Annotated in this window: 18 protein-coding genes; 6 read left to right on the top strand and 12 right to left on the bottom strand. The window is 69.4% G+C overall.

Features of this window, described 5'->3' with window-relative positions:
* Positions 1-50 precede the first annotated feature (50 nt).
* The gene (locus NXI30_14155; GenBank protein MCR9095359.1) at positions 51-725 is read left to right on the top strand and encodes a hypothetical protein; all 675 of its coding nucleotides are present in this window, start codon (positions 51-53) and stop codon (positions 723-725) included.
* On the opposite strand, the gene NXI30_14150 is transcribed toward NXI30_14155, so the two are convergent.
* The 3 genes from NXI30_14150 to NXI30_14140 all read right to left on the bottom strand — a co-directional run bounded on the left by NXI30_14150 (position 712) and on the right by NXI30_14140 (position 5,037).
* The gene (locus NXI30_14150; protein MCR9095358.1) at positions 712-3,222 is read right to left on the bottom strand and encodes a TcfC E-set like domain-containing protein; all 2,511 of its coding nucleotides are present in this window, start codon (positions 3,220-3,222) and stop codon (positions 712-714) included. The genes NXI30_14155 and NXI30_14150 overlap by 14 nt on opposite strands.
* Positions 3,223-3,454: 232 nt before the next feature.
* A complete protein-coding gene (locus NXI30_14145) occupies positions 3,455-4,255 on the bottom strand; it encodes an enoyl-CoA hydratase-related protein (protein MCR9095357.1) in 801 nt (266 codons plus the stop codon).
* Positions 4,256-4,299: 44 nt separating this feature from the next.
* Positions 4,300-5,037, bottom strand: coding sequence for a methyltransferase domain-containing protein (locus tag NXI30_14140; GenBank protein MCR9095356.1), 738 nt, complete (start codon positions 5,035-5,037; stop codon positions 4,300-4,302).
* A 134-nt stretch (positions 5,038-5,171) separates the two neighbouring features.
* Here NXI30_14140 and NXI30_14135 point away from each other — a divergent pair, with 134 nt between their 5' ends.
* Entirely contained in the window at positions 5,172-5,792 is a 621-nt protein-coding gene (locus NXI30_14135) for a class I SAM-dependent methyltransferase (GenBank protein MCR9095355.1), read from the top strand.
* Here the strand turns inward: NXI30_14135 and NXI30_14130 are convergent, their stop codons facing one another.
* The 3 genes from NXI30_14130 to NXI30_14120 all read right to left on the bottom strand — a co-directional run bounded on the left by NXI30_14130 (position 5,793) and on the right by NXI30_14120 (position 8,884).
* Entirely contained in the window at positions 5,793-6,611 is an 819-nt protein-coding gene (locus tag NXI30_14130; protein ID MCR9095354.1) for a ZIP family metal transporter, read from the bottom strand.
* 75 nt (positions 6,612-6,686) lie between these two features.
* Positions 6,687-7,514 carry a DUF5718 family protein gene (locus NXI30_14125; GenBank protein ID MCR9095353.1) on the bottom strand — a complete coding sequence of 276 codons (828 nt, stop codon included), beginning with the start codon at positions 7,512-7,514 and terminating at the stop codon, positions 6,687-6,689.
* Between the two features lie 167 nt (positions 7,515-7,681).
* Positions 7,682-8,884 (bottom strand): M20 family metallopeptidase, encoded by a 1,203-nt coding sequence (locus tag NXI30_14120; GenBank protein ID MCR9095352.1) that lies wholly within the window; start codon positions 8,882-8,884, stop codon positions 7,682-7,684.
* Between the two features lie 113 nt (positions 8,885-8,997).
* Between NXI30_14120 and NXI30_14115 the strand changes: the two genes are divergently transcribed.
* Positions 8,998-9,453, top strand: a complete 456-nt coding sequence (locus NXI30_14115; protein ID MCR9095351.1) for a 2,4'-dihydroxyacetophenone dioxygenase family protein — start codon at positions 8,998-9,000, stop codon at positions 9,451-9,453.
* Between the two features lie 337 nt (positions 9,454-9,790).
* Entirely contained in the window at positions 9,791-10,912 is a 1,122-nt protein-coding gene (locus tag NXI30_14110; GenBank protein MCR9095350.1) for a PEP-CTERM sorting domain-containing protein, read from the top strand.
* Between the two features lie 36 nt (positions 10,913-10,948).
* On the opposite strand, the gene NXI30_14105 is transcribed toward NXI30_14110, so the two are convergent.
* Positions 10,949-11,212, bottom strand: coding sequence for a hypothetical protein (locus NXI30_14105; GenBank protein MCR9095349.1), 264 nt, complete (start codon positions 11,210-11,212; stop codon positions 10,949-10,951).
* 10 nt (positions 11,213-11,222) lie between these two features.
* The gene (locus NXI30_14100; GenBank protein ID MCR9095348.1) at positions 11,223-12,017 is read right to left on the bottom strand and encodes an enoyl-CoA hydratase; all 795 of its coding nucleotides are present in this window, start codon (positions 12,015-12,017) and stop codon (positions 11,223-11,225) included.
* A 79-nt stretch (positions 12,018-12,096) separates the two neighbouring features.
* On the opposite strand from NXI30_14100, the gene NXI30_14095 reads away from it, so the two are divergent.
* Positions 12,097-12,840, top strand: a complete 744-nt coding sequence (locus tag NXI30_14095) for a VOC family protein (protein MCR9095347.1) — start codon at positions 12,097-12,099, stop codon at positions 12,838-12,840.
* 34 nt (positions 12,841-12,874) lie between these two features.
* Entirely contained in the window at positions 12,875-13,606 is a 732-nt protein-coding gene (locus tag NXI30_14090; protein ID MCR9095346.1) for an SDR family NAD(P)-dependent oxidoreductase, read from the top strand.
* A 73-nt stretch (positions 13,607-13,679) separates the two neighbouring features.
* Here NXI30_14090 and NXI30_14085 read toward each other — a convergent pair whose 3' ends face one another.
* The 4 genes from NXI30_14085 to NXI30_14070 all read right to left on the bottom strand — a co-directional run bounded on the left by NXI30_14085 (position 13,680) and on the right by NXI30_14070 (position 18,474).
* Positions 13,680-14,648 carry an isopenicillin N synthase family oxygenase gene (locus tag NXI30_14085; protein MCR9095345.1) on the bottom strand — a complete coding sequence of 323 codons (969 nt, stop codon included), beginning with the start codon at positions 14,646-14,648 and terminating at the stop codon, positions 13,680-13,682.
* A gap of 110 nt (positions 14,649-14,758) precedes the next feature.
* Positions 14,759-15,937, bottom strand: a complete 1,179-nt coding sequence (locus NXI30_14080) for a steroid 3-ketoacyl-CoA thiolase (protein MCR9095344.1) — start codon at positions 15,935-15,937, stop codon at positions 14,759-14,761.
* A gap of 199 nt (positions 15,938-16,136) precedes the next feature.
* Entirely contained in the window at positions 16,137-17,813 is a 1,677-nt protein-coding gene (locus NXI30_14075; protein MCR9095343.1) for a sulfatase, read from the bottom strand.
* Positions 17,806-18,474, bottom strand: coding sequence for a nitroreductase family protein (locus NXI30_14070; protein ID MCR9095342.1), 669 nt, complete (start codon positions 18,472-18,474; stop codon positions 17,806-17,808). The genes NXI30_14075 and NXI30_14070 overlap by 8 nt, the downstream gene beginning before the upstream one ends.
* Positions 18,475-18,497 lie beyond the last annotated feature (23 nt).

The raw sequence follows: 18,497 nt of genomic DNA, 5'->3' as shown, positions 1-18,497 counted from the left end.
AACTTTTCCGAGGGCGAGGGCGAGGGCGAGGGCGAGCGCTCGCGCTGACCTTGTCTCTCTTCCTCGTCGCGGCGCCCGCGGCGGCGGACATGGTCCTGTCGGACATCATCGTCGACCTGCAGGCGCCCGGTCAGATGCGCCACGACGTCGAGGTCTGGAACAACGGGTCGGACACGCTGTTCGTCGAGGTCGAGGCCCAGCGCGTGATCGACCCCGCCGGCGACGAGACGAAGCGCGAGGTCCTGGACGATCCGCGCAAGGCCGGGCTCCTCGCCTCCCCGAAGCGCCTCGCCGTCGGCCCCGACGAACGCAAGCGGGTGCGCCTGGTCGCGCGCCAGGTTCCGACCGACGAGGACCTCGTCTACCGCGTCGCGTTCGTTCCGAAGGAGAATACGACGAAGACGACCGAGCAACTCGCGTTCAAGGTGCTCGTCGGGTACGAGGTGCTCGTCCTGATCCGGCCGCCGAATGCGCGCCCCGAGCTCGTCGTGAGCCGTGACGGCCGCAAGCTCCACTTCGAGAACAACGGTCGGTCGAGCGTCCTCCTGCGCAAGCTCGAAGCCTGCGCGCCGGGGCCGGTCGCTGCGGGCGTGGACGAGACCTGCCAGGAGCTCCCCGGCAACCGCCTCTACGCCCGCGAGATCTGGGACGTCGATCTGCCGAGCGACGGACCCGTCCGGGTGTACGAGTCCTACAGGAGCGAGAACCGCGTCAGCGTGCACTGACCGGCGCGGTCGCGACCGACGGTCGTGTCGCGGCGAGCGTGTCCGAGTCGAGACACGTGAGCTCGTCGAGTACGACGAAGTCTTCCTTCGCCTCGTTGGCGGGGATGTCGATCCAGCACGCATCCTCGCGTTCCGGAACTTCGATTCGAAGGCGTCCGGCGCCGGAGACATCGGCCTGGAGGAAGCCGTTCTCGTCGGTCGTCGCGATCTCGACGCCCCCGTAGACGACGCCGTGGGCGACCGGCGCGCCGTCGGGCCAGACGACCGCCGCGATCAGGACGAAGACCCGTCGGATCTCCCAATGGAGACGTGCGCTCGTTCCCGGATAGAGCACCACGCTGCGGGGCTTCGAGTCGTAGGTGAGCGACTGGCCGCCCGTCGAGGCGATGCGGACCCGGTACTCGGCGTAGGGCGGGAGCGGGACCAGAGCGGGCTGGCCGACGCGCGCGTTGGTGACCCGGGCCTCGTTCACCCAGACCTCGAAGAGCCCGTTCTCGTAGTCCCCGCCGATCTCGACGAGGACCGCACTCGACCCGGTCGAGTCTCCGAGCGCTTCCACGCCGTCGCGATCGCCCACGACGCCGATGCTGAACTGCGTTCCGTAGAACGTCTCCGGCTGCTCGTTGCGGTCGTAGACGTTGTATTCGACGAACGCGTTCACCGAGCCGCGATGGCTGCGGACGTCGGTGGTGATCCCCGAGGCCGTTCGATCGCGCCTGCGAGCCAGGCGGACGTCGGCCTGCACGTCCGCCGGCATCGACGCGGGGCTGCGCCAGCGCGCGCGTAGGTCCGCCTCGGCGATGCCCCGAGGTCGGCCGCGGGTGTCCTCGAAACGCCCGGTGGCCGATTGGCTGAACTGGAAATCCTTCACCCACTCGAGGAGGTCGATCCTCGCGAAGAACACGTTGCCCTGGTCGCCGTGGGTGTACTCGAAGCGGAGGTCCCCGCGGAGCCTCGAACGCCGGAAGAGCGGAACCGAGACGGAGGGGGTGATCGAGAAGCGCGGCTCGCGATCGAAGGCGCGCTCGCGGACGTCGCCGCGGAGCGCGAAGCGCACGTTCTTCCAGGTGTAGGCCGTCGAGTAGATGAAGTCCGTCGAGGGGATGCGAAGGAAGCGGGAGCCGCTGTCGCCCCACACGCCGCGGAGGTTGGCGTTCGCGAAGAAGGGACCGCGCTCGTAGGCGCCGAAGAAACTGCTGCCGACCGCACCGCGACTGGTGACGAGGGGGCCGGCTTGCAGGACGGTGTTCCGACCGAGCCAGAGCGCGCCCGCTGTGAAGAGCGTCTCCTCGTCGACGAGGGCCATGTCGAAATCGAGCCCGAACTGCTTGCTCGTTCGCATCGCGGAGCTGAAACGCAGGAGCGGGGCGCCCGAGACGTCGAGGGGAACGCTCGGGTCACGACGATCCCGAAGGAAGCCCCCCTCCACGTTGAAGTGGATCTGTCCGAGGGGCGGGAGGTCGGTCGTCTTCGCGAAGAACTGGCTTTCCCTTTGCTCGCCGGAGATCGGGTCCTTGATCCGGATCTCGACCTCGTAGGCACCGTTGGGCAGCTCGGAGGTGTCGATCTCCTGGTTGCCGACGTCGTAGATCCCGCCGACGAGCAGTCGCCCGTCCCGGAAGACCTGTACGAGGGAGCGGCGCTGGAGGAAGACCCGGAGACGACTGCCGTAGGCCCGGTCCAGGTAGAGGCGCGTTCGGGTCTTGAGCGACGTACGCGCCCGGAAGCCGACGATCTCCGTCTCGCCGAGGATGCGAAACGGCGTCGAGCGGAAGAGCCCGGCGGAATACTGCCAATCCTTGCGATCGTGGTGGAGGGTGAGGCGGTCGACGACGTAGTTGCCGCCGGTCTGGACGTCGCTCTGGAAGTCGAGATGGGTCGCGCCCTTCGCGAGAAGCGTCGAGGCGCGGAAGCTGTAGTTGGTGTCGCTCTCCGCCGTGCCAGAGAGGGAACCGCCGAGCGTCGCGAGGCCCGTCCATTCCTCCGACGGCGGGGGCAGCCGATCGTCTTCACTGATTCGCGAGAGCCGAAGCAGACTTCGGTTCACGAAGATCTCGACGTGGAATCGGCTCGCGTCGAAGATCACACCCGCCTCTTCGGGCTGAAGGAGGCCGCAGCCGGCGGGGACGCCGGGCTCGACACAGGCGCGATCGACGTTCGCATGGAGTCGTCCTCGAAGCGCCTCCAGGACCCGCGTCGGATAGAGCAGGTTGTCGATCTCGCGCACGATCGCCTCCGGGTCGTCGAAGCGGATCGTGGTGTCGGTGTAGGTGGCACTCGCGACGGGGAGATCGCGCCCTCCGTAGGAGACGTCGATCAGCGTGCGCTGCGGGACGTCGAGGTTCTCGAAGCCCGGCGGCGCGCCTTCTTCGACGATGAAGACGGGCGGGTCGGACGGCGACGCGGGTCGCGTCGTCTCCTGTCCCCATCCGATTCCTGTCCAGGTGAGCGCGCACGCGAGAGCGAGCAGCGCTCGCCTCCCTGTGCGAGCCCGCATCCGACTGGCCCTTCGTTCAGAGGGAGCCGCGCACACCCCGCCGAAGCCGCGTCGCAGAACGCGCGCAGAGGTGGGCGTGAATCCCCGATTTCAAAGGGAAAATCGGAAGCTTCGGGGGTGGGATTGAGGACGTGTCGGGTGCTGCGCACGAATCGGGAAAGGAAAGCGGAGCCCGTTCCGTGGCGAACGGAATCCGTCGCGTACGAGTGGGACGCGGAGCGCCTGAGCTCGCCTAACGACCTTCGAACTTGGCGTCGCGCTTCTGCATGAAGGCCATGATCGCCTCCTTGAAGTCGTCGGTCCGGAAGAGCTGGAGGATCTCCGCCATGACCGCCTGGGAGTTCGCCTCGAAGGTCGAGTCGAGCCCCTGACGCATGGTGCGCTTGGCCGCCTGGACGGCGAGGGGCGCGTTGTGCGCCATTTCCTGGGCCCAGCCCATCGCCTGATCCATCAGCTCGTCGTGGGGCACAACGCGGTTCGCGAGTCCGAGCCGCTCGATGTCGGGTGCCTCGAGAATCCGGCCGAGCATCACGATCTCGCTCGCCTTGTGCCAGCCGACGAGGCGGGGAAGGAGCCAGGTGCCGCCGCTCTCCGGGACGGCGCCACGACGGATCGGCGGTACGAAGCGTGCCTTGTCGGAGGCGATGATCAGGTCGCAGCCGAGGGCCATGTCCATGCCGTAGCCCGCGGCGGCGCCGTTCAGGGCGCAGAGGATCGGCGTGTCCATCCGTCGCATGACCATGGGCGGCGTCTCGTTGATCCGCGTCGGCCCCATCGCACCGGTGTTCGTCTTTCCGCTCGAAACGTCTTTCAGGTCGAGGCCGGAGCAGAAGGCGCGGCCCGCGCCGGTCAGCAGGATGACCCGCACGTCGTTGTCGTGTTCGGCTTCGAGGAAGACGCGCGAGAGATCCGTCAGGACCGTTCCACCGATCGAGTTCATCCGATCCGGGCGATTGATCGTCACGACCAGGACGTGGTCGACGAGCTCGGTCAGGACGTGGTCCTCGGGATCGCACGGGTAGGGCAGGGACATGAGGCTCTCCTCGTCTCAGGCTCCGGGACGCATGAAGCGCAGGCTCAGGGACGCGTGAAGCGCAGGACGTAGTTGTCGTCGAGTCCTTCGAGCTCGATCTCGTCCTTGAACACGAAGCCCGCCGACTCGATCTCCGCCTGGAAGACCTCGCGCCCGGCACGAACGTGCTTCAGGAGGAACTCGGGGGTAACGCCCTCGATCCGGTGGAACTCGATCAGGACGAGCTCGCCGCCGGGCTCGATCGCTTCGTAGAGGCTCGCGAGGGAGTCCATCGGCGCCTCGAAGTGGTGGTAGACGTCGCAGATGAAGGCGACCCGCGTCTCGCCGGTCGGGAGCTCGACGGAGTTCGTCGTGCCCTCGACGACGTCGAAGTTCTCGAGTCCACGTCGCGCGGACTCGGCGCGCAGGTGCTCGAGAAAGCGGGGCGAGATCTCGACCGCCTGGACGCGGCCGGTCCGGCCGACGGCGTCCGCAAAGAGGAAGCTGAAGAAGCCCGTGCCCGCGCCGATGTCGGCGACGACGTCTCCCGGCGCGAGGTCGAGGGCTTCGACGATCGCGAAGCGCTGGGCGTAGACCGCCCGGGACTCGCCCTCGAAGCGTTCGACGAACTGGCCGACGTCCATCGTTTCGTCGAGGAAGACATCGTTGATGTCGACGGGCATGTTCTCGGGGCGGGGCGCTCCGGTCCCTGCGCAGCCCGCCAGGAGCGCGACCATCGCCACCAGCGCGCCCAGGCGTGCCCCACCTCGAGTCGTCCGTCCCGCTCGTTCCCGGTTTCGCATCCGCTCTCGCTCCATGGTTCGTCGTCCGGACTCTCGCACAGGGCCTTGGACCCGCGCATCGACCCGGGGTCGGGGCGCCGCCCGCGCGAGTCTGCTTCCATCCGGAGCGCGCCGTCCCGCCGAGGAGATCGTCCATGGGCTTCTACGAGAACCGCATCCTGCCCCGTCTGATCGACGCCGCATGCTCCACCCCGCCGATCCTGAAGCAGCGCGAGAAAGTCGTGCCGGAAGCCCGCGGACGAATCCTCGAGGTCGGGATGGGGTCGGCGATCAATCTGCCCTTCTACGATCCGGACAAGGTCGAGATGGTCTGGGGGCTCGAGCCATCCGAGGGAATGCGCCAGAAGGCCGCGCCCCGTCTGGAACAGGTTCCCTCTCCGGTCGAGTGGCTGGGACTGCCGGGGGAGGAGATCCCGCTCGAGGACGACAGCGCGGATACGGTGCTGTTGACGTTCACGCTCTGCACGATCCCGGATTTCGGGACGGCGCTCGCGCAGATGAAGCGGGTCTTGAAGCCCGGCGGACGGCTCCTCTTCGCGGAGCACGGCGCCTCGCCGGATCCGCGTCTCCGCAAGTGGCAGGACCGATGGAATCCGCTCTGGAAGCGGCTCGCAGGCGGGTGCCACATCAACCGCGTAGTGCCGAGGCTGATCGAGGAAGCAGGCTTCGAGATCGAGGCCCTCGAGACGATGGCGCTCCCGGGGACGCCGCCGATCGCCGCGTTCCAGTACTGGGGCTCTGCGAAGGGGCGCTAGTCAGGTCCAGAGCGCGAGGGCGCTCATCGCGGCGACGCCGGCGGTCAAGACGCACCATTTCGCGAAGCGGCCGCCCGGGGCGGGAAACTCGTCGCGCAGGATGTCGAAGGTCGCGACGTAGACGAAGGTTCCGCCCGCGATCGACAGGAACGTGGCCTCGAGGCCCGCCCCGAGGCGACCTTCCACGACCTCGCCGAGGATCGCGCCGATCAGGCCGCCGGCCGGGGTCGCCGCGGCGAAGAGTGCGACGAGGGTCCAGCTCTGGCGCGTCGGGAGCTCGCTTCGCGCGAGCGATACGCCGAGCGCGAACCCGGCGGCCGTCTTGTGCGCGATGATCGCGAGCCAGATCACGAGGGCTCGGGAGAGCTCCGCCTCCGCGCCGAGCGCGAGGCCGGCCAGGAGCGAGTGGATCGAGAGGGCGACCAGGACGGCATAGGCCGCGATGGCGTCGCCGCTGTGCGCCCCCGCGTGGTGGTGGCGCTCGGCGATGTGCGCGAAGCGTTCGCCGCTCGGCGCGTGCATCTCTTCGTGGGCCTGCTCCGGGAGCAGGACGTGTTCGACGAGGAGCATGAAGACGAAGGCGAGGCCGGCGAGGGCGAAGGCGGTCGGGTAGTCGTGTCCGAGGGCGGTCCAGGTCCGGTCCGCATCCGGCAACATGTGGACGAGACCCGCAGCGAGGAACACGCCGGCGGCGAAGGCGTTGCCCCATCCCAGCAGACGATCGCTTCCCGCCGCGTTCCGGCGTCGGAGCGGCATCGCCGCGCCGGCGGCACCGGCGACGAGGATCGCGATCAGGAGTGCGAGCTTGATTCCGATCACGGGTTCTCGCTTGAGGCCGGGAGAAGTCGGTTGAGGGGACGGGGGCGTGGGCGCGCCCCTTGCCCGGGTCGACGCCTAGATCACGTTCTGACGAAGGACCGCGAGCCCTTCGGCCGGGGCTTCGACGTCCCCGCGCGCGATCGCCCGGATCCGCTCGGCGTCGAAGGCACGCCCGTCGTAGACGATGACGATCGACTGGTCGCCACGGGCGAGGAAAGTGGTCTCACCGAAGTCGGTGTACCGCGTCGCACCGATCGAGATCAGCGCCTCCGCGGGGCGACCGGCGATACGGAGCCACTCGGAGATGTTCTCGAGGGGGCCTTCGTCGACCTGGCCGTTGAGCTTCTCGACCAGCCAGTCGAGCAGGCGGCCGTACATGTAGCTGTAGTTCGACGCGGGCGAGTCGACGCCGTAGTCCGTGAGTGCGCCATCGCGGAGCAGGAAGGAAGCGATCCGGCAGTGGTCGAGGATCCCGCCCGCCTCGAAGCGGTCGATCTCGATCGACTGGGCGCTGGTCCCCTTGGTGTCCGCGCCCCAGTTCTTCTTCTCGCTGATCTTCTTCGCGCCTTCGCGGCGGATCGAACAGTCGTTGTGGGCCATGGCCCGGCGCGGCGTGACCGCGACCACGCGGTCGCCGTCGTAGGTGAGCTCGCAGAGGAGCGACACCTCGGGTTCGATCTGGTGGTTCTCGTCTTCGGAGCCGAGTCGGATCGTGTCGCTCGAGACCGGGAACGTGTGGAGGAAGTGGTCGCCGTCGCCGGGGACGTAGAAGGGGAAGACGCCCTTCGGCGCGTTCGCGTCCTCGATGACGAGGTCCTTGAAGTCGTCGGCCTCGCCGGCCTGCTCGAGGTGGCCCGTGAAGTTGCCGGCCACGCCGAGCCCGATCACTCGTTCCCAATCCACGCGTCGTCTCCCGAATCGTATTGAAGGCCTCGCCGACAGGACGTCGGAGGAGGCGGGCTCCGCGTGCACGACGAAGCCGGCCCGGCCGGACGAGCAGGGCTCGCCGGGCGCTCGGGCGGCGGGAGTCTAGCAGGGGTTTCGTGGAGGCCGGGGGGCTCGGGCGACGCTCATCCCGCCGCGAGGTAGCGGGTCGCGATCGTCGCGTGGAGTGCGCTGCCGAGGGCCATCGCATCCTCGTCGAGCATCATGCGGCTCGAATGGCAGGGCTGGGGATCCTTCTCGTCGGGCGGACGCACGCCGAGGAGCATCATCACGCCCGGTGCGCGATCGAGCACGTAGGCGAAGTCCTCGGCTCCCATGATCGGCGCGGGGAGGAGGATCGGCGCCCGCTCGCCGAGGAGCTCCGCCGCGGTCTCCCGCGCGAACGCGTCGAAAGCGGCGTCGTTCATCACGACCGGATAGCCACCCTGGATGTCGACCACCGCCGTTGCCTGGTGGGTCGACGCGATGCCCTCACAGATCCGCGGAAGCGCCTCGAGCAGCCTCGCGCGCGTCCGGTCGGAGAGTGCGCGCAGGGTGCCGTTCAGCCGCACGACGTCGGGGATGACGTTGCTCGTCGTGCCGCCGTGGATCTGCGAGACGGTCAGTACGCCCGGATCCGCCGCCGGGATCCGGCGCGTGACGAAGCTCTGGAGCGCGAGCACGATCTCGGCCGCGATCGGGATCGGGTCGATGCAGTCGCTCGGCATCGACGCGTGGCCGCCGCGGCCGCGGACCTCGATCTCGAAGTCGTCGAAGCTCGCCATGATCGCGCCGGCCCGCGAGCCCACGCGCCCGGTCGGGATCTGGGGCGCGACGTGGAGCGCGAAGCAGGCGTCGAAGTCCGGCATGCCTTCGCGCAGCATCACCTCGGCACCGCCGAAGCCCTCTTCGCCGGGCTGGAACATGAAGACGACCTCGCCGGCGAGGTCCTCCCGCCTTGCAGCCAGGAGGCGAGCGGCTCCGGTGAGCATCGCGGTATGGGCATCGTGTCCGCAGGCGTGCATCGCGCCGTCGATCTCGCTCGCGAAGTCGAGCCCGGTCTGCTCGGGCATGGGCAGGGCGTCGGTGTCGCCGCGGAGCAGGATACGGCGGCCGGGCTTCCCGCCGCGAAGGACCGCGACCAGGCCGCTCGTCTCTTCGTGTAGCCGGACGTCGAGGTCGAGATCCGCGAGCTCGTCCTGGACCTTCTGCCGCGTCCGCGGATTGTCGACGCCGATCTCGGGCTCCCGGTGGATCCGGCGACGGAGGTCGACCAGACGGGGCTGGATCGCCTTCGCTTCTTCGAGGAAGCCCCGGGCGCAGGCGGGCAGGATCGGGGCGGCGGACATGGGGACCTCGCGGTGCCCGGGGGAGTGGTACGCTGAACGCACCCGGGCGCACCCATCATACCATTCGCGCCCGCACGACCGACCCACACGCGCCACCCGCGAAGGAGCCCGCCATGGCCGCCCCGCTCGTTCCCGACTCGATCCACATCGGTGCCGATGATCTTCCCTTCGTCGACATCGGCGAAGGCGCCAAGCTCAAGGTGCTGCAGGTGAAGCTCGGCGAGAACCTCTGGATCATCGAGAACGTCTTCCAGGCCGGCTACGAGGTCATCCGCCATCGGCACACCGGTCCGGTCTTCGGCTACACGACCGCCGGCGCGTGGAAGTACAAGGAGTACGACTACGTGAACCGGGCGGGATCCTTCCTCTACGAGCCCGCCGGCTCGATCCACACCCTGCAGGGCATCGAGGACGAGACCCGCGTCTGGTTCCAGATGTACGGGGCGAACGTGAACCTCGACGACGACGGCAACGTGGTGAGCGTCGTCGATGCGTCGACCACCCTGGCGTTCTACTTGGAGGCCTGCAAGCAGGCGGGCTACGGCGAGCCGAACGTCCTGGTCGAATAACAGGCACTTCTCGTGCCATGTTTTCCCCACCGGGAGTCGAACACGCCCTCCGCGCGCTCGCCGCGGCTCCTGTCGGATCCCCTCGATCCCGGTCTGCCAGTCGACCGCGGTCGGGCGAATCGATCGAATGGGGAAGCGCCTGCGTCCCCTCGCGAGTTCGTGCAGGAAAACTTCGCCACGGTGCGTCGATCGCGACCACTCCCTGATCGGTGACTCGCGTTCGCCTCGAGGCACCCACGCTCCCCATCGGGGAACGATCGACAGCGTCGCGCGGACCAGGCCCTCGCACGCGCATCGACGGATCGACACTGTCGATCGATCACGAGGAGAATCGATCATGGACGACCACGAGCGACCGGTACGGGGTCGAGTCCGGCAACGGATCGCCGCTCCGCTGCTCGGCCTGTTCATGATGACCGCGACGACGGTGTCCGCCGCGTCTTTCGAGAGTCTCGGTCTCTTTCCTGAATCGGGCTTCCAGGCGATCAGCGCCGACGGGATCTCCGGCGACGGAAGCGTCGTCGTCGGGCGGGCCCAGGTCGGGCTCGGCGCGGGCACACTCCGGATGATGCGCTGGACGGCGGAGACGGGCCTCGAGGGGCTCGGGCCTGCGATCGCATTCGGTGTCTCGAACGACGGAACGGTCGTGGTCGGCCGTGGGAGTGGCGGAAGCGAGGGAAGCGGCGGGTTGCGCTGGGAAGAGGGAAGCGGCTTCCAGGATCTCGGCGCGCTCGGCGGCGGTGTGACCAGCGCCTACGACGTCTCTGCCGACGGATCGGTCGTCGTCGGGATCACGGGCGGCGTGCCCGGTTTCCGCTGGACGGATGCGACGGGGATGCAGGGACTCCCCGGATTCGGGGGCAGCGCGAGTGGCTTCGGCGCCGCGAACGCGGTCTCGGCGAACGGCGGGATCATCGTCGGCGAAACGGCCGGCGCTCCGGCTCTCTGGGCGGGCACGGCGAATCCGATCGACCTGGGCGCGATCGGAGACGCGCCCTTCGGTCGAGCACTCGGCGTGTCCGCGGACGGCGTCGTTGCGGTCGGCTTCAGTGGCACGCAGCCCTTTCGCTGGACCGCGGCGACCGGCATCCAGGATCTCGGCTTGACTTCGAGCGAAGATACGGAGGGCCAGGCGCTGGACGTTTCCGCCGACGGCAACGTCGTGGTCGGCTTCGTTCGCTACGGCGGGAGCTTCCCGGACATCGGGTCGGCGGCCACGATCTGGGATCCGGTGAACGGGCAGCGACGCCTTCAGGACGTCCTCGGAGCCCTCGTCGATCTCGAGGGCTGGCACCTCGAGGAGGCGACCGCCATCAGCGACGACGGCCGCACGATCGTCGGCAACGGGCGCGCGCCCGACGGTTCGAGCCAGGCCTGGATCGCCGTGATTCCCGAACCGTCGACGGCGCTGTTGATGGCGCTCGGCCTGCTGGGACTCTCGGGCGCCCCGCGGCGCTGAGGCGGTCCTCGCCGGATCCCGATCGAACCCTGCGCCTCACTCGGGCGGGTCGATCCGTTCCACGCGCGAGGTCACGTCGATCGGCTCGGTCGGGTCCTGCGGAGGGGCCGGTGGCCGCTTCCAGGAGGCGAGCATTGCCGTCATGAGGGCGAGGATCAGCTCGTCGAGGAAGGGGACCGGGTCCGGCAGGACCACGTTCAGCGAGAAGAGGCCGGCGGTCAGGAAGAAGAGCACGGGGAAGCGCAGCGACGTGCCGAAGCGGCCGAGGAGTCCGAGGACGATCGCGCGGAGCCAGCCCACGATGCGCGCTCTAGCCGTTCTGCTCGCGGCCGCGGTCGCGGACGCCCGAGAAGGCCTCGCCCGCCCCGCGCCAGGCGTCCGCCTCGCGGATCTGCGCCCGGGACCGCTCGGACTCCATCGGCATCGCGTCGCCGAAGGTCATCGCGAAGCCGTCGTCGATCACCTTCTTCATGGCCGGAAGCATGTGCGGTTGTAGCCCGAGCATGTCGCGGGCGATCTGCCCGGCGGTCTCCATGAGCGTGTCGTCGTCGACCACGTGACTCACGAGGCCCCAGTCGAAGGCGGTCTGGCCATCGAGGAAGTTGCCCGTCAGCGAGAGATACTTGGCGCGGTAGATTCCGATCGCCCGGGAGAGTCGCTGGGAGAGGCCGGCTCCGGGCAGGACGCCGACGCGACCGTGGGTGTCGGCGAAGCGCGCGCTCCGTCCGGCGACCAGCACGTCGCAGGCGAGGGCGACCTCGAAGCCGCCGGTGATCGCCGGGCCGTTCACGGCGCCGATGATCGGCTTGGTACAGGCCTCGATCGCCTGCCAGATGTCCGGGCGCTCGCCGTCGGCGTCGCCCTCGGTCTGGCCCCCGATCTGCCCGAACTCCTTCAGGTCGACGCCGGCGGTGAAGGCCTTGCCCGCGCCGGTCAGGATGACGACCCGAACCGCATCGTCCGCATCGGCTCGAGCGAGCGCGGCCGAAAGGTCGCGCTGGAGCGCCATCGAGAGCGCGTTGCGCGCTTCCGGGCGATTCATCGTGATCGTGGCGATCGCGTCTTCGACTTCGTAGAGGACGGTCGATCCAATGGGCTGGCTCATCGGCGCTACCTGTGATGGGTGGGCTATCAATCGAGGCCGACGTTAGCTCGCGTGCGGTGGCTGCGCGGAAGGGGACGGCATGGGCGCGACCGGAAGACTCGAGCTGCTGCAGATCACGCTCATCGTGCGGGACATGCCGGCGACCGAGAAGGCATTTCACGACGCGCTGGGGCTGGAGGTCGCGTTCCGTGACCCCGGCGTCGATCTCTGGGGCCTCGAGAACGTCGTGCTCCCGATGGGCACGACCTTCATCGAGATCCTGGCGCCCACCCGCGCGAACACCCCCGGCGGTCGCCACCTCGACCGTCAGGGCGGCGACGGCGGCTACATGGTGATCCTCCAGACCCACGACCTCGCGCCCTGGCGGAAGCGGATCGAAGGACTCGGCCTCCGCGTGGCGTTCGAGCTGAAGACCGAGGAGCCCGCCGAGGGCGATTCGTGGGAGGGGATCCATCTCCATCCGAGCGACACGGGCGGGATGATGATCTCCTTCGACAATCCGCAGCCGACGACCTCCTGGGCCGGTGCGGGGCCCGACTGGCGCGAGTTCGTCCGCCAGGACGTCGTGGATGGACTCGTCGGAATCGCGCTGCGCAGCCCGGATCCCGGGAAGCTCGCGGCGCGCTGGGGCGAGGTCCTCGATCGCGAGGTGGTCGCCGAGGGCGCGATCCGGCGCATCGATCTCGATCAGGGCTCGGTCGAGTTCCAGGCGGCGGGCGACGGAGAGCTCGAAGGGCTCGTGCGGATCGACCTGCACGCGACGGATCGCGCGCGCGCCGGCGAGACGATCCCGCTCGCGGGGGTCGATTTCCGTCTGGTCTGAGCGAGGCTCGGTCGGAGCCGTGAAGGAGGGGAGCATGGCGAACGAGATCGCGCTGGTGATCGGCGTCGGGGCAGAGAACGGGGTCGGCGCCGCGGTGGCGAGGCGCTTCGCTCGCGAGGGCTTCCACGTCCTCGTCTGCGGGCGGACTCGCGAGAACCTCGAGGGGGTCGCGGAATCCATTCGCGCCCTCGGACACGAAGCGAGTGCCGTCGTCGGCGACACCACGGTCGTGGAAGGCGTGAAGCACTACTTCGACGAGGCCGAGCGTCTGGGCGGTGTTCCGCGCGTCGTCGTCTACAACGCGGGCAACAACCTGCCGGTTCCGACCCTCGAGATCGAGCCCCGATTCTTCGAGGATCTGTGGCGGGTCTGCTGCTTCGGTGGCTTCCTCGTGGGTCAGGAGGCCGCGCGCCGGATGGTCCCGAACGGGGGCGGCTCGCTCCTCTACACGGGCGCGACCGCGTCGATGCGCGGCAAGCCTCCCTTCGTGGCGTTCGCCAGCGGCAAGGCCGCGCTGCGGATGGTCGTGCAGGGCTTCGCCCGGGACTTCGGCAAGCAGGGGATCCACGTGGGCCACGTGGTGATCGACGGGATCATCGACGGCGAGATCGTGAACACCCGCTTCCCGGGGATCAAGGACCACCTCGGGGCGGGCGGCATGATGCAGCCCGACGACATCGCCGAGGCCTACTGGATGCTCCACTCGCAGCCCCCGAGCGCCTGGTCCCTCGAGATCGACCTGCGGCCGGATCGCGAGGACTTCTGATCCGCCGGCTGCGGGCGCTCGCCGGGTTGGTGCTTCGGCGGGTCCGCCGGCTGCGGGCGCTCGCCGCGCTCAGCTAGGCGTCGTTCAGGCCGATGTCCGCCAGGACCTGGGCGAGCCAGTCGGCGGCGGTGATCGGTTCGGCTCGCGCGGGCCGGTCCGCGGAGACGCAGCTCGGCATCGGGGCGAGGATCGTGTCCGGGGTCGGGTGGCAGAACTGGACGACCGCGAGGCGGTCGCCTCTCTGGTCGGGCTCTGCGACGACGCGGTGGAGGCCGGTGGGAAGGACGCCGTTCGAGATGCGCTCGAGCATCATGCCGCTGTTCAACACGGCGTGACCGGGCGGCGGCTCGACGTCGATCCAGCCCCCGTCGGTCTTCACCTGGAGCCCCTTCGCCGTCGCGCGCGGGAGCGCCGTCACGAGGTTGATGTCCCCGTGTTCGGCGGCCCAGACGTGGGGCTCGCCGGGCGCGGCGTCCGCGGCGGGGGCTTCGGCCATCGCGGGGTAGTGGATGGCGCGGGTCAGATGGACGCCGTGCTCGGTCATGGCGTCGAAGAAGGCCGCGGGTGCGCCGAGCCCCTCGGCCACGATCCGCAGGAATCGGCGCTGGAGCTCGGCGACGCGGCGATGGAAGGACATGAGGAGCGCGCTGATCCCGGGCACGTCGGCTTCCGGGAAGATCGGCTCGAGATACTGATCGGGGAAGCGTGCGCCGAGGCTCGAGTCGGGAGGCGCGGTCTCGCCCCAGTTGAGGTGCTCCTTCCAATCGGCGGTCCGCCGGCCGTGGGCGATCTCGACGAGGCGTCCGGTGTAGCCGCGTTGGCCGCGGGAGCCCGGGGCGGTGCTGCTCGCCTTGGCTTCGTCGGGCAGCGCGAAGAAGGTCGCGAGCTTCGCGTAGGCCGCCGTGAGCTCCTCTTCGTCGAGGTCGTGGCGCAGGTAGACGAAGCCGGTCTCGAGGCTTCGGCGAACGCCGTCGACGACGGCCCGTCGCCGCGCGCCGTCGCCGCGTTCGAAGCCGATCAGGTCGACGTCGAGAATCTCCACGAGCCCTCCTGCGCCTCCGACGACACGAGCGCGAAGAGAAAACGGGGGAACGGTACACGACCGTTCCCCCGTTCCCTGGGACGAGACGGCGCCGGGGCGCCGCGTGTGGATCAGCCCCGGCGGATGATCGTGCCGGTGCCGATGCCGCCGCCGCAGCACATCGAGACGAGGGCATGCTCCTTGCCGGAGCGCTCGAGCTCGTGCACGGCCTTGGTCAGGAGGATCGAGCCGGTGCCGCCGAGCGGGTGGCCGAGGGCGATCGCGCCGCCGTTCGGGTTCACCGTGTCCATGTCGGGCTGGAGCTCCTTGGCCCAGGCGAGGACGACGGACGCGAAGGCCTCGTTGATCTCGCATACGCCGATGTCGCTCATCGAGAGACCCGTGTCGGCGAGGAGCTTCTGGGTCGCCGGGATCGGACCTTCGAGCATGAGCACCGGATCACAGCCGACCAGGCAGGTGTCGACGATCGTCGCCATGGGCGTCGCGCCGAGCTCCTGGGCGCGTTCCCGGGTCATGAGCAGGACCGCGCCGGCGCCGTCGGTGATCTGCGACGACGAGCCCGCGGTGTGCACGCCGTCGGGCGTGTTGGTCTTGAGCTGGGCGAGGCCCTCGAGGGTCGTGTCGCGGAGACCGCCGTCGCGGGTCACGAGCTCGGTTTCCTCGGTAGGCTTGCCGTTCTCGTCGAAGCCGATCGGGGCCTCGAAGGGCACGATCTGCGAATCGAAGGCGCCGGCCTCCCAGGCCGCCTTGGCGAGGTCCTGGGAGCGCTTGCCGAAGGCGTCGGTGTCTTCGCGCGTGATGCCGTACTTCTTGGCGATCCGCTCCGCGCCCTCGAACTGGCTCGTGAACTCGTGGTGCGCCCAGTAGTTCTTGTTGACCGGCGCGCCGACCGAGGGCTCCTTCGGGATCGTCGAGCCCATCGGGATCTGCGTCATCGCCTCGACCCCGCAGCCCATCGCGACGTCCACGACGCCCGACGCGACGAGGGCGTAGGCGAGGTTCGTCGCCTGCTGGGAGGAGCCGCACTGGGTATCGACGGTCGTCGCGGGCGTCTCGATCGGCAGGCCCTTCGCGAGCCAGGCATTGCGCGCGACGTTCATCGTCTGCATGCCGACCTGACCGACGCAGCCACCGACGACCTGGCCGACTTCCTTGGCGTCGATCCCGGCGCGATCGATCACGGCCTGTTGGACGGCACCGAGCATGTCGATCGAGTGCGCAGCGGCCATCTGGCCCTTCCGCTTGCCGAGGGGGGTACGGGCAGCCTGGACGATCACGACTTCACGCATGGGAGGACTCCTGGATGGGACCGCGGGGCGGTCCGGTGGGGAAGGGCGCGGCTGGGCCGGTCGGCCGGGTGCGGCGCAGGGTCGGTTCGCCGCGGCACGAGCCGCAGCGCGCGAAGACGGTAAGGGACCGACGGGAGGGCGGCCAACTACGCGGAAGAACTCGGGGTTCTCGGCGTTCCGGTCACGCGCGCCCGTGTGTTCAGGGGAGCACGCGTTCGACTTCTTCGCTTCCCGCGTAGCCGTAGCGCACGGCACGCGCAGAGAGCGGCACGCCGGGCCGCGGCTCGAGGGGCGCGCTGTACAGCTGCCACGGACCGTCGTCCCAGGCGACCTCGATCGATGCCCCCGGCGTCGCGCAGGACACCTGCACCCGATCGTCCACGAGTCGGATCTCCGGCACCCCGGTCGTCGGTTGTTCGCCACCGGGCCAGAACCGCTCGGCGAGCTCCGCCTCGGGATCCTCCGAGAGATCCGGTACGCGCGCCCGGAACGCAGCGAGCGCCTCGCGCATGCGCGCGAGGTCTCGGGCGTAGGCGGGATCGTCCGAGACGTCCTCGACCTCGTGCGGATCACGCGCCAGATCGAAGAGCCGTTCCTCTCCGGGGGCCTCGAACCAGCGCCGCTGCTTCGCGTCGAGCCGCCCTTCCTCGAAGGCGCGGCGCATCGCGCGCACGATGTCCTGGTTCTCGCGGTAGTCGAGCGGGAAACCCTCCGGCAGATCGGGGTGTCCGCTCCAGATGTACTTGAATCGTCGGCTGCGGGCGGCGCGCTGGCGGTCGGACTGCTCGTCGATCCGGTCGCGCGCGGCGTAGACGTACTCCCGTTCGGGGATCTCCGGGTCGAGGAAGTCGCGCCCGTGCAGCCCGGGCGGGGGCTCGATGCCGGCCATCGCGAGGAGCGCGACCGTGAGGTCGACGAAGCTGACGAGCTGCGCGTCGACTTGCCCGGCGGGCCGGTCGTCCGGGCGGAACCGCTCCGGCCAGCGGATGATCATCGGGACCCGGAGCCCGGAATCGTAGAGATCACGCTTCGCCCGGGGCAGGCCGTCGCCGTGGTCCGTCGTCCAGACGACGATCGTGTCGTCGGCGAGCCCCTCGCGCTCGAGCCGGTCCAGCAGCGCGCCGACCTGTGCGTCCATGATCTGCACGTTGTCGTAGTGGCGCGCCAGGTCCGCGCGGACTTCCGGCAGGTCGGGGTAGTAGGGCGGGAGCACGACGCGGGCGGGATCGGTGGGGACCACCGCGTCGGTGAAGCCGCGGCGCGTGAACCACTGCATGCCCTGCATGACCAGGTGCGTGAAGCTGTGGGGCCAGGTGCCGAGCGGTGCCATCACGCCGCTCTCGTGGGTGACCATGTAGTTGACCATGCCGAAGAAGGGCTGGCCTTCCCGTCGGGGGGTCCACTGCGCTTCGTCGTCCTCGGCGTCCCAGATCGAGTCCGGTCCGCTTCCGGAGAAGGTCCCGCTGAACTGGTAGTCGAGCTTGTGGAGCTGGTAGGTGAAGTAGCCGGCGGCGCGCATCCGCTCCGGGAAGGCCTTGGCGTCGGGCGGCGGCACGGCGAGGTAGCCCCCGCCGGAGCTGCGCATGTGCTGGGTGCCCGTCGAGATCTGATGTCGGCCGAGGATCAGCGCGGCCCGACTCGGCGCGCAGACCCCGGCCGTCGTAAAGACGTTCGTGAACCGCGTGCCCTCGGCGGCGAGCCGGTCGAGGTTCGGAGTGCGCGCGACCGCGTCGCCGAAGGCGCCGATCCGGGGCGACAGGTCCTCCGCCATCAGCAGCAGGATGTTGGGGCGCTCGGGCTCGTTCGCGACGGCCACGCCGGCGACCACGAGGAGAAGAGGAAGGGTGAAGCCCGCGATCCGCGCGGCCCTACTCAATCGGGCGTTCCTTCTCGAGGGTCGACGCATCGAACTCGTTCCAGAAGAGCTTCTCGTCGACGGACTTGCGCGGCGGTCTTCCGTGTTTCCCGGCGGGCCAGCCGATCGGAATCATCACCGCGCTCGGAATGCTCTCCGGCAGGCCGAGCACGCGATCGCATTCCTCGCCGAAGGCGCGGTGGAGGGTCGTGAACGAGGCGCCGAGTCCGACGGCGCGACAGGCCAGCAACACGTTCTGCGCGCAGGGGAAGAGCGCCTGGAGCTGGGGCTCGCCGCGGCGCATGAAGCCCGCGACGAAGAGCAGGACCGGGGCTTCGTGGAGATGTTCGGCGAGATGCAGCGCCGCCCTCATGTTGCGCTTCAGGCGATCGGGGAAGTTCTCCTGCTCCGCGCGCTCGATCGCCGGGGCGATGTAGCTCTGGAAGACCGGACGGTACTGATCCGCGACCCACTGGATCTTCTCGCGGTCGTCGACGGGGACGAAGATCCAGGGCTGCCGGTTGCCGCCGGAGGGTGCGAAAGTCCCCGCCTCGCAGACCTTGCGGATCAGCCCGCGAGGAATCGGATCCGGGCGCAGGCGCCGGATCGCCCGGGCCGTGCGCAGCCCTTCCAGGAGCGGCACGTCCTCGCCGATCGATTCGATGTCCAGCTCGTCTTTCATCGTGGGCGCCATGGTCTGCCGTC

This window comes from bacterium (assembly GCA_024742285.1).
In the GTDB taxonomy this organism is placed as follows: Bacteria; Myxococcota_A; UBA9160; order UBA9160; family UBA4427; genus UBA4427.
The sequence above is the reverse complement of the archived record's forward strand: the minus strand, read 5'-3'. Positions and strand labels throughout refer to the sequence as shown.

Coding starts and splice junctions, on each gene's coding strand:
- NXI30_14090 (MCR9095346.1), top strand. CDS start 12,875: ATGGCGAACGAGATCGCGCTGGTGATCGGCGTCGGGGCAGAGAACGGG.
- NXI30_14135 (MCR9095355.1), top strand. CDS start 5,172: ATGGGCTTCTACGAGAACCGCATCCTGCCCCGTCTGATCGACGCCGCA.
- NXI30_14115 (MCR9095351.1), top strand. CDS start 8,998: ATGGCCGCCCCGCTCGTTCCCGACTCGATCCACATCGGTGCCGATGAT.
- NXI30_14140 (MCR9095356.1), bottom strand. CDS start 5,037: ATGCGAAACCGGGAACGAGCGGGACGGACGACTCGAGGTGGGGCACGC.
- NXI30_14095 (MCR9095347.1), top strand. CDS start 12,097: ATGGGCGCGACCGGAAGACTCGAGCTGCTGCAGATCACGCTCATCGTG.
- NXI30_14080 (MCR9095344.1), bottom strand. CDS start 15,937: ATGCGTGAAGTCGTGATCGTCCAGGCTGCCCGTACCCCCCTCGGCAAG.
- NXI30_14070 (MCR9095342.1), bottom strand. CDS start 18,474: ATGAAAGACGAGCTGGACATCGAATCGATCGGCGAGGACGTGCCGCTC.
- NXI30_14145 (MCR9095357.1), bottom strand. CDS start 4,255: ATGTCCCTGCCCTACCCGTGCGATCCCGAGGACCACGTCCTGACCGAG.
- NXI30_14110 (MCR9095350.1), top strand. CDS start 9,791: ATGGACGACCACGAGCGACCGGTACGGGGTCGAGTCCGGCAACGGATC.
- NXI30_14120 (MCR9095352.1), bottom strand. CDS start 8,884: ATGTCCGCCGCCCCGATCCTGCCCGCCTGCGCCCGGGGCTTCCTCGAA.
- NXI30_14100 (MCR9095348.1), bottom strand. CDS start 12,017: ATGAGCCAGCCCATTGGATCGACCGTCCTCTACGAAGTCGAAGACGCG.
- NXI30_14150 (MCR9095358.1), bottom strand. CDS start 3,222: ATGCGGGCTCGCACAGGGAGGCGAGCGCTGCTCGCTCTCGCGTGCGCG.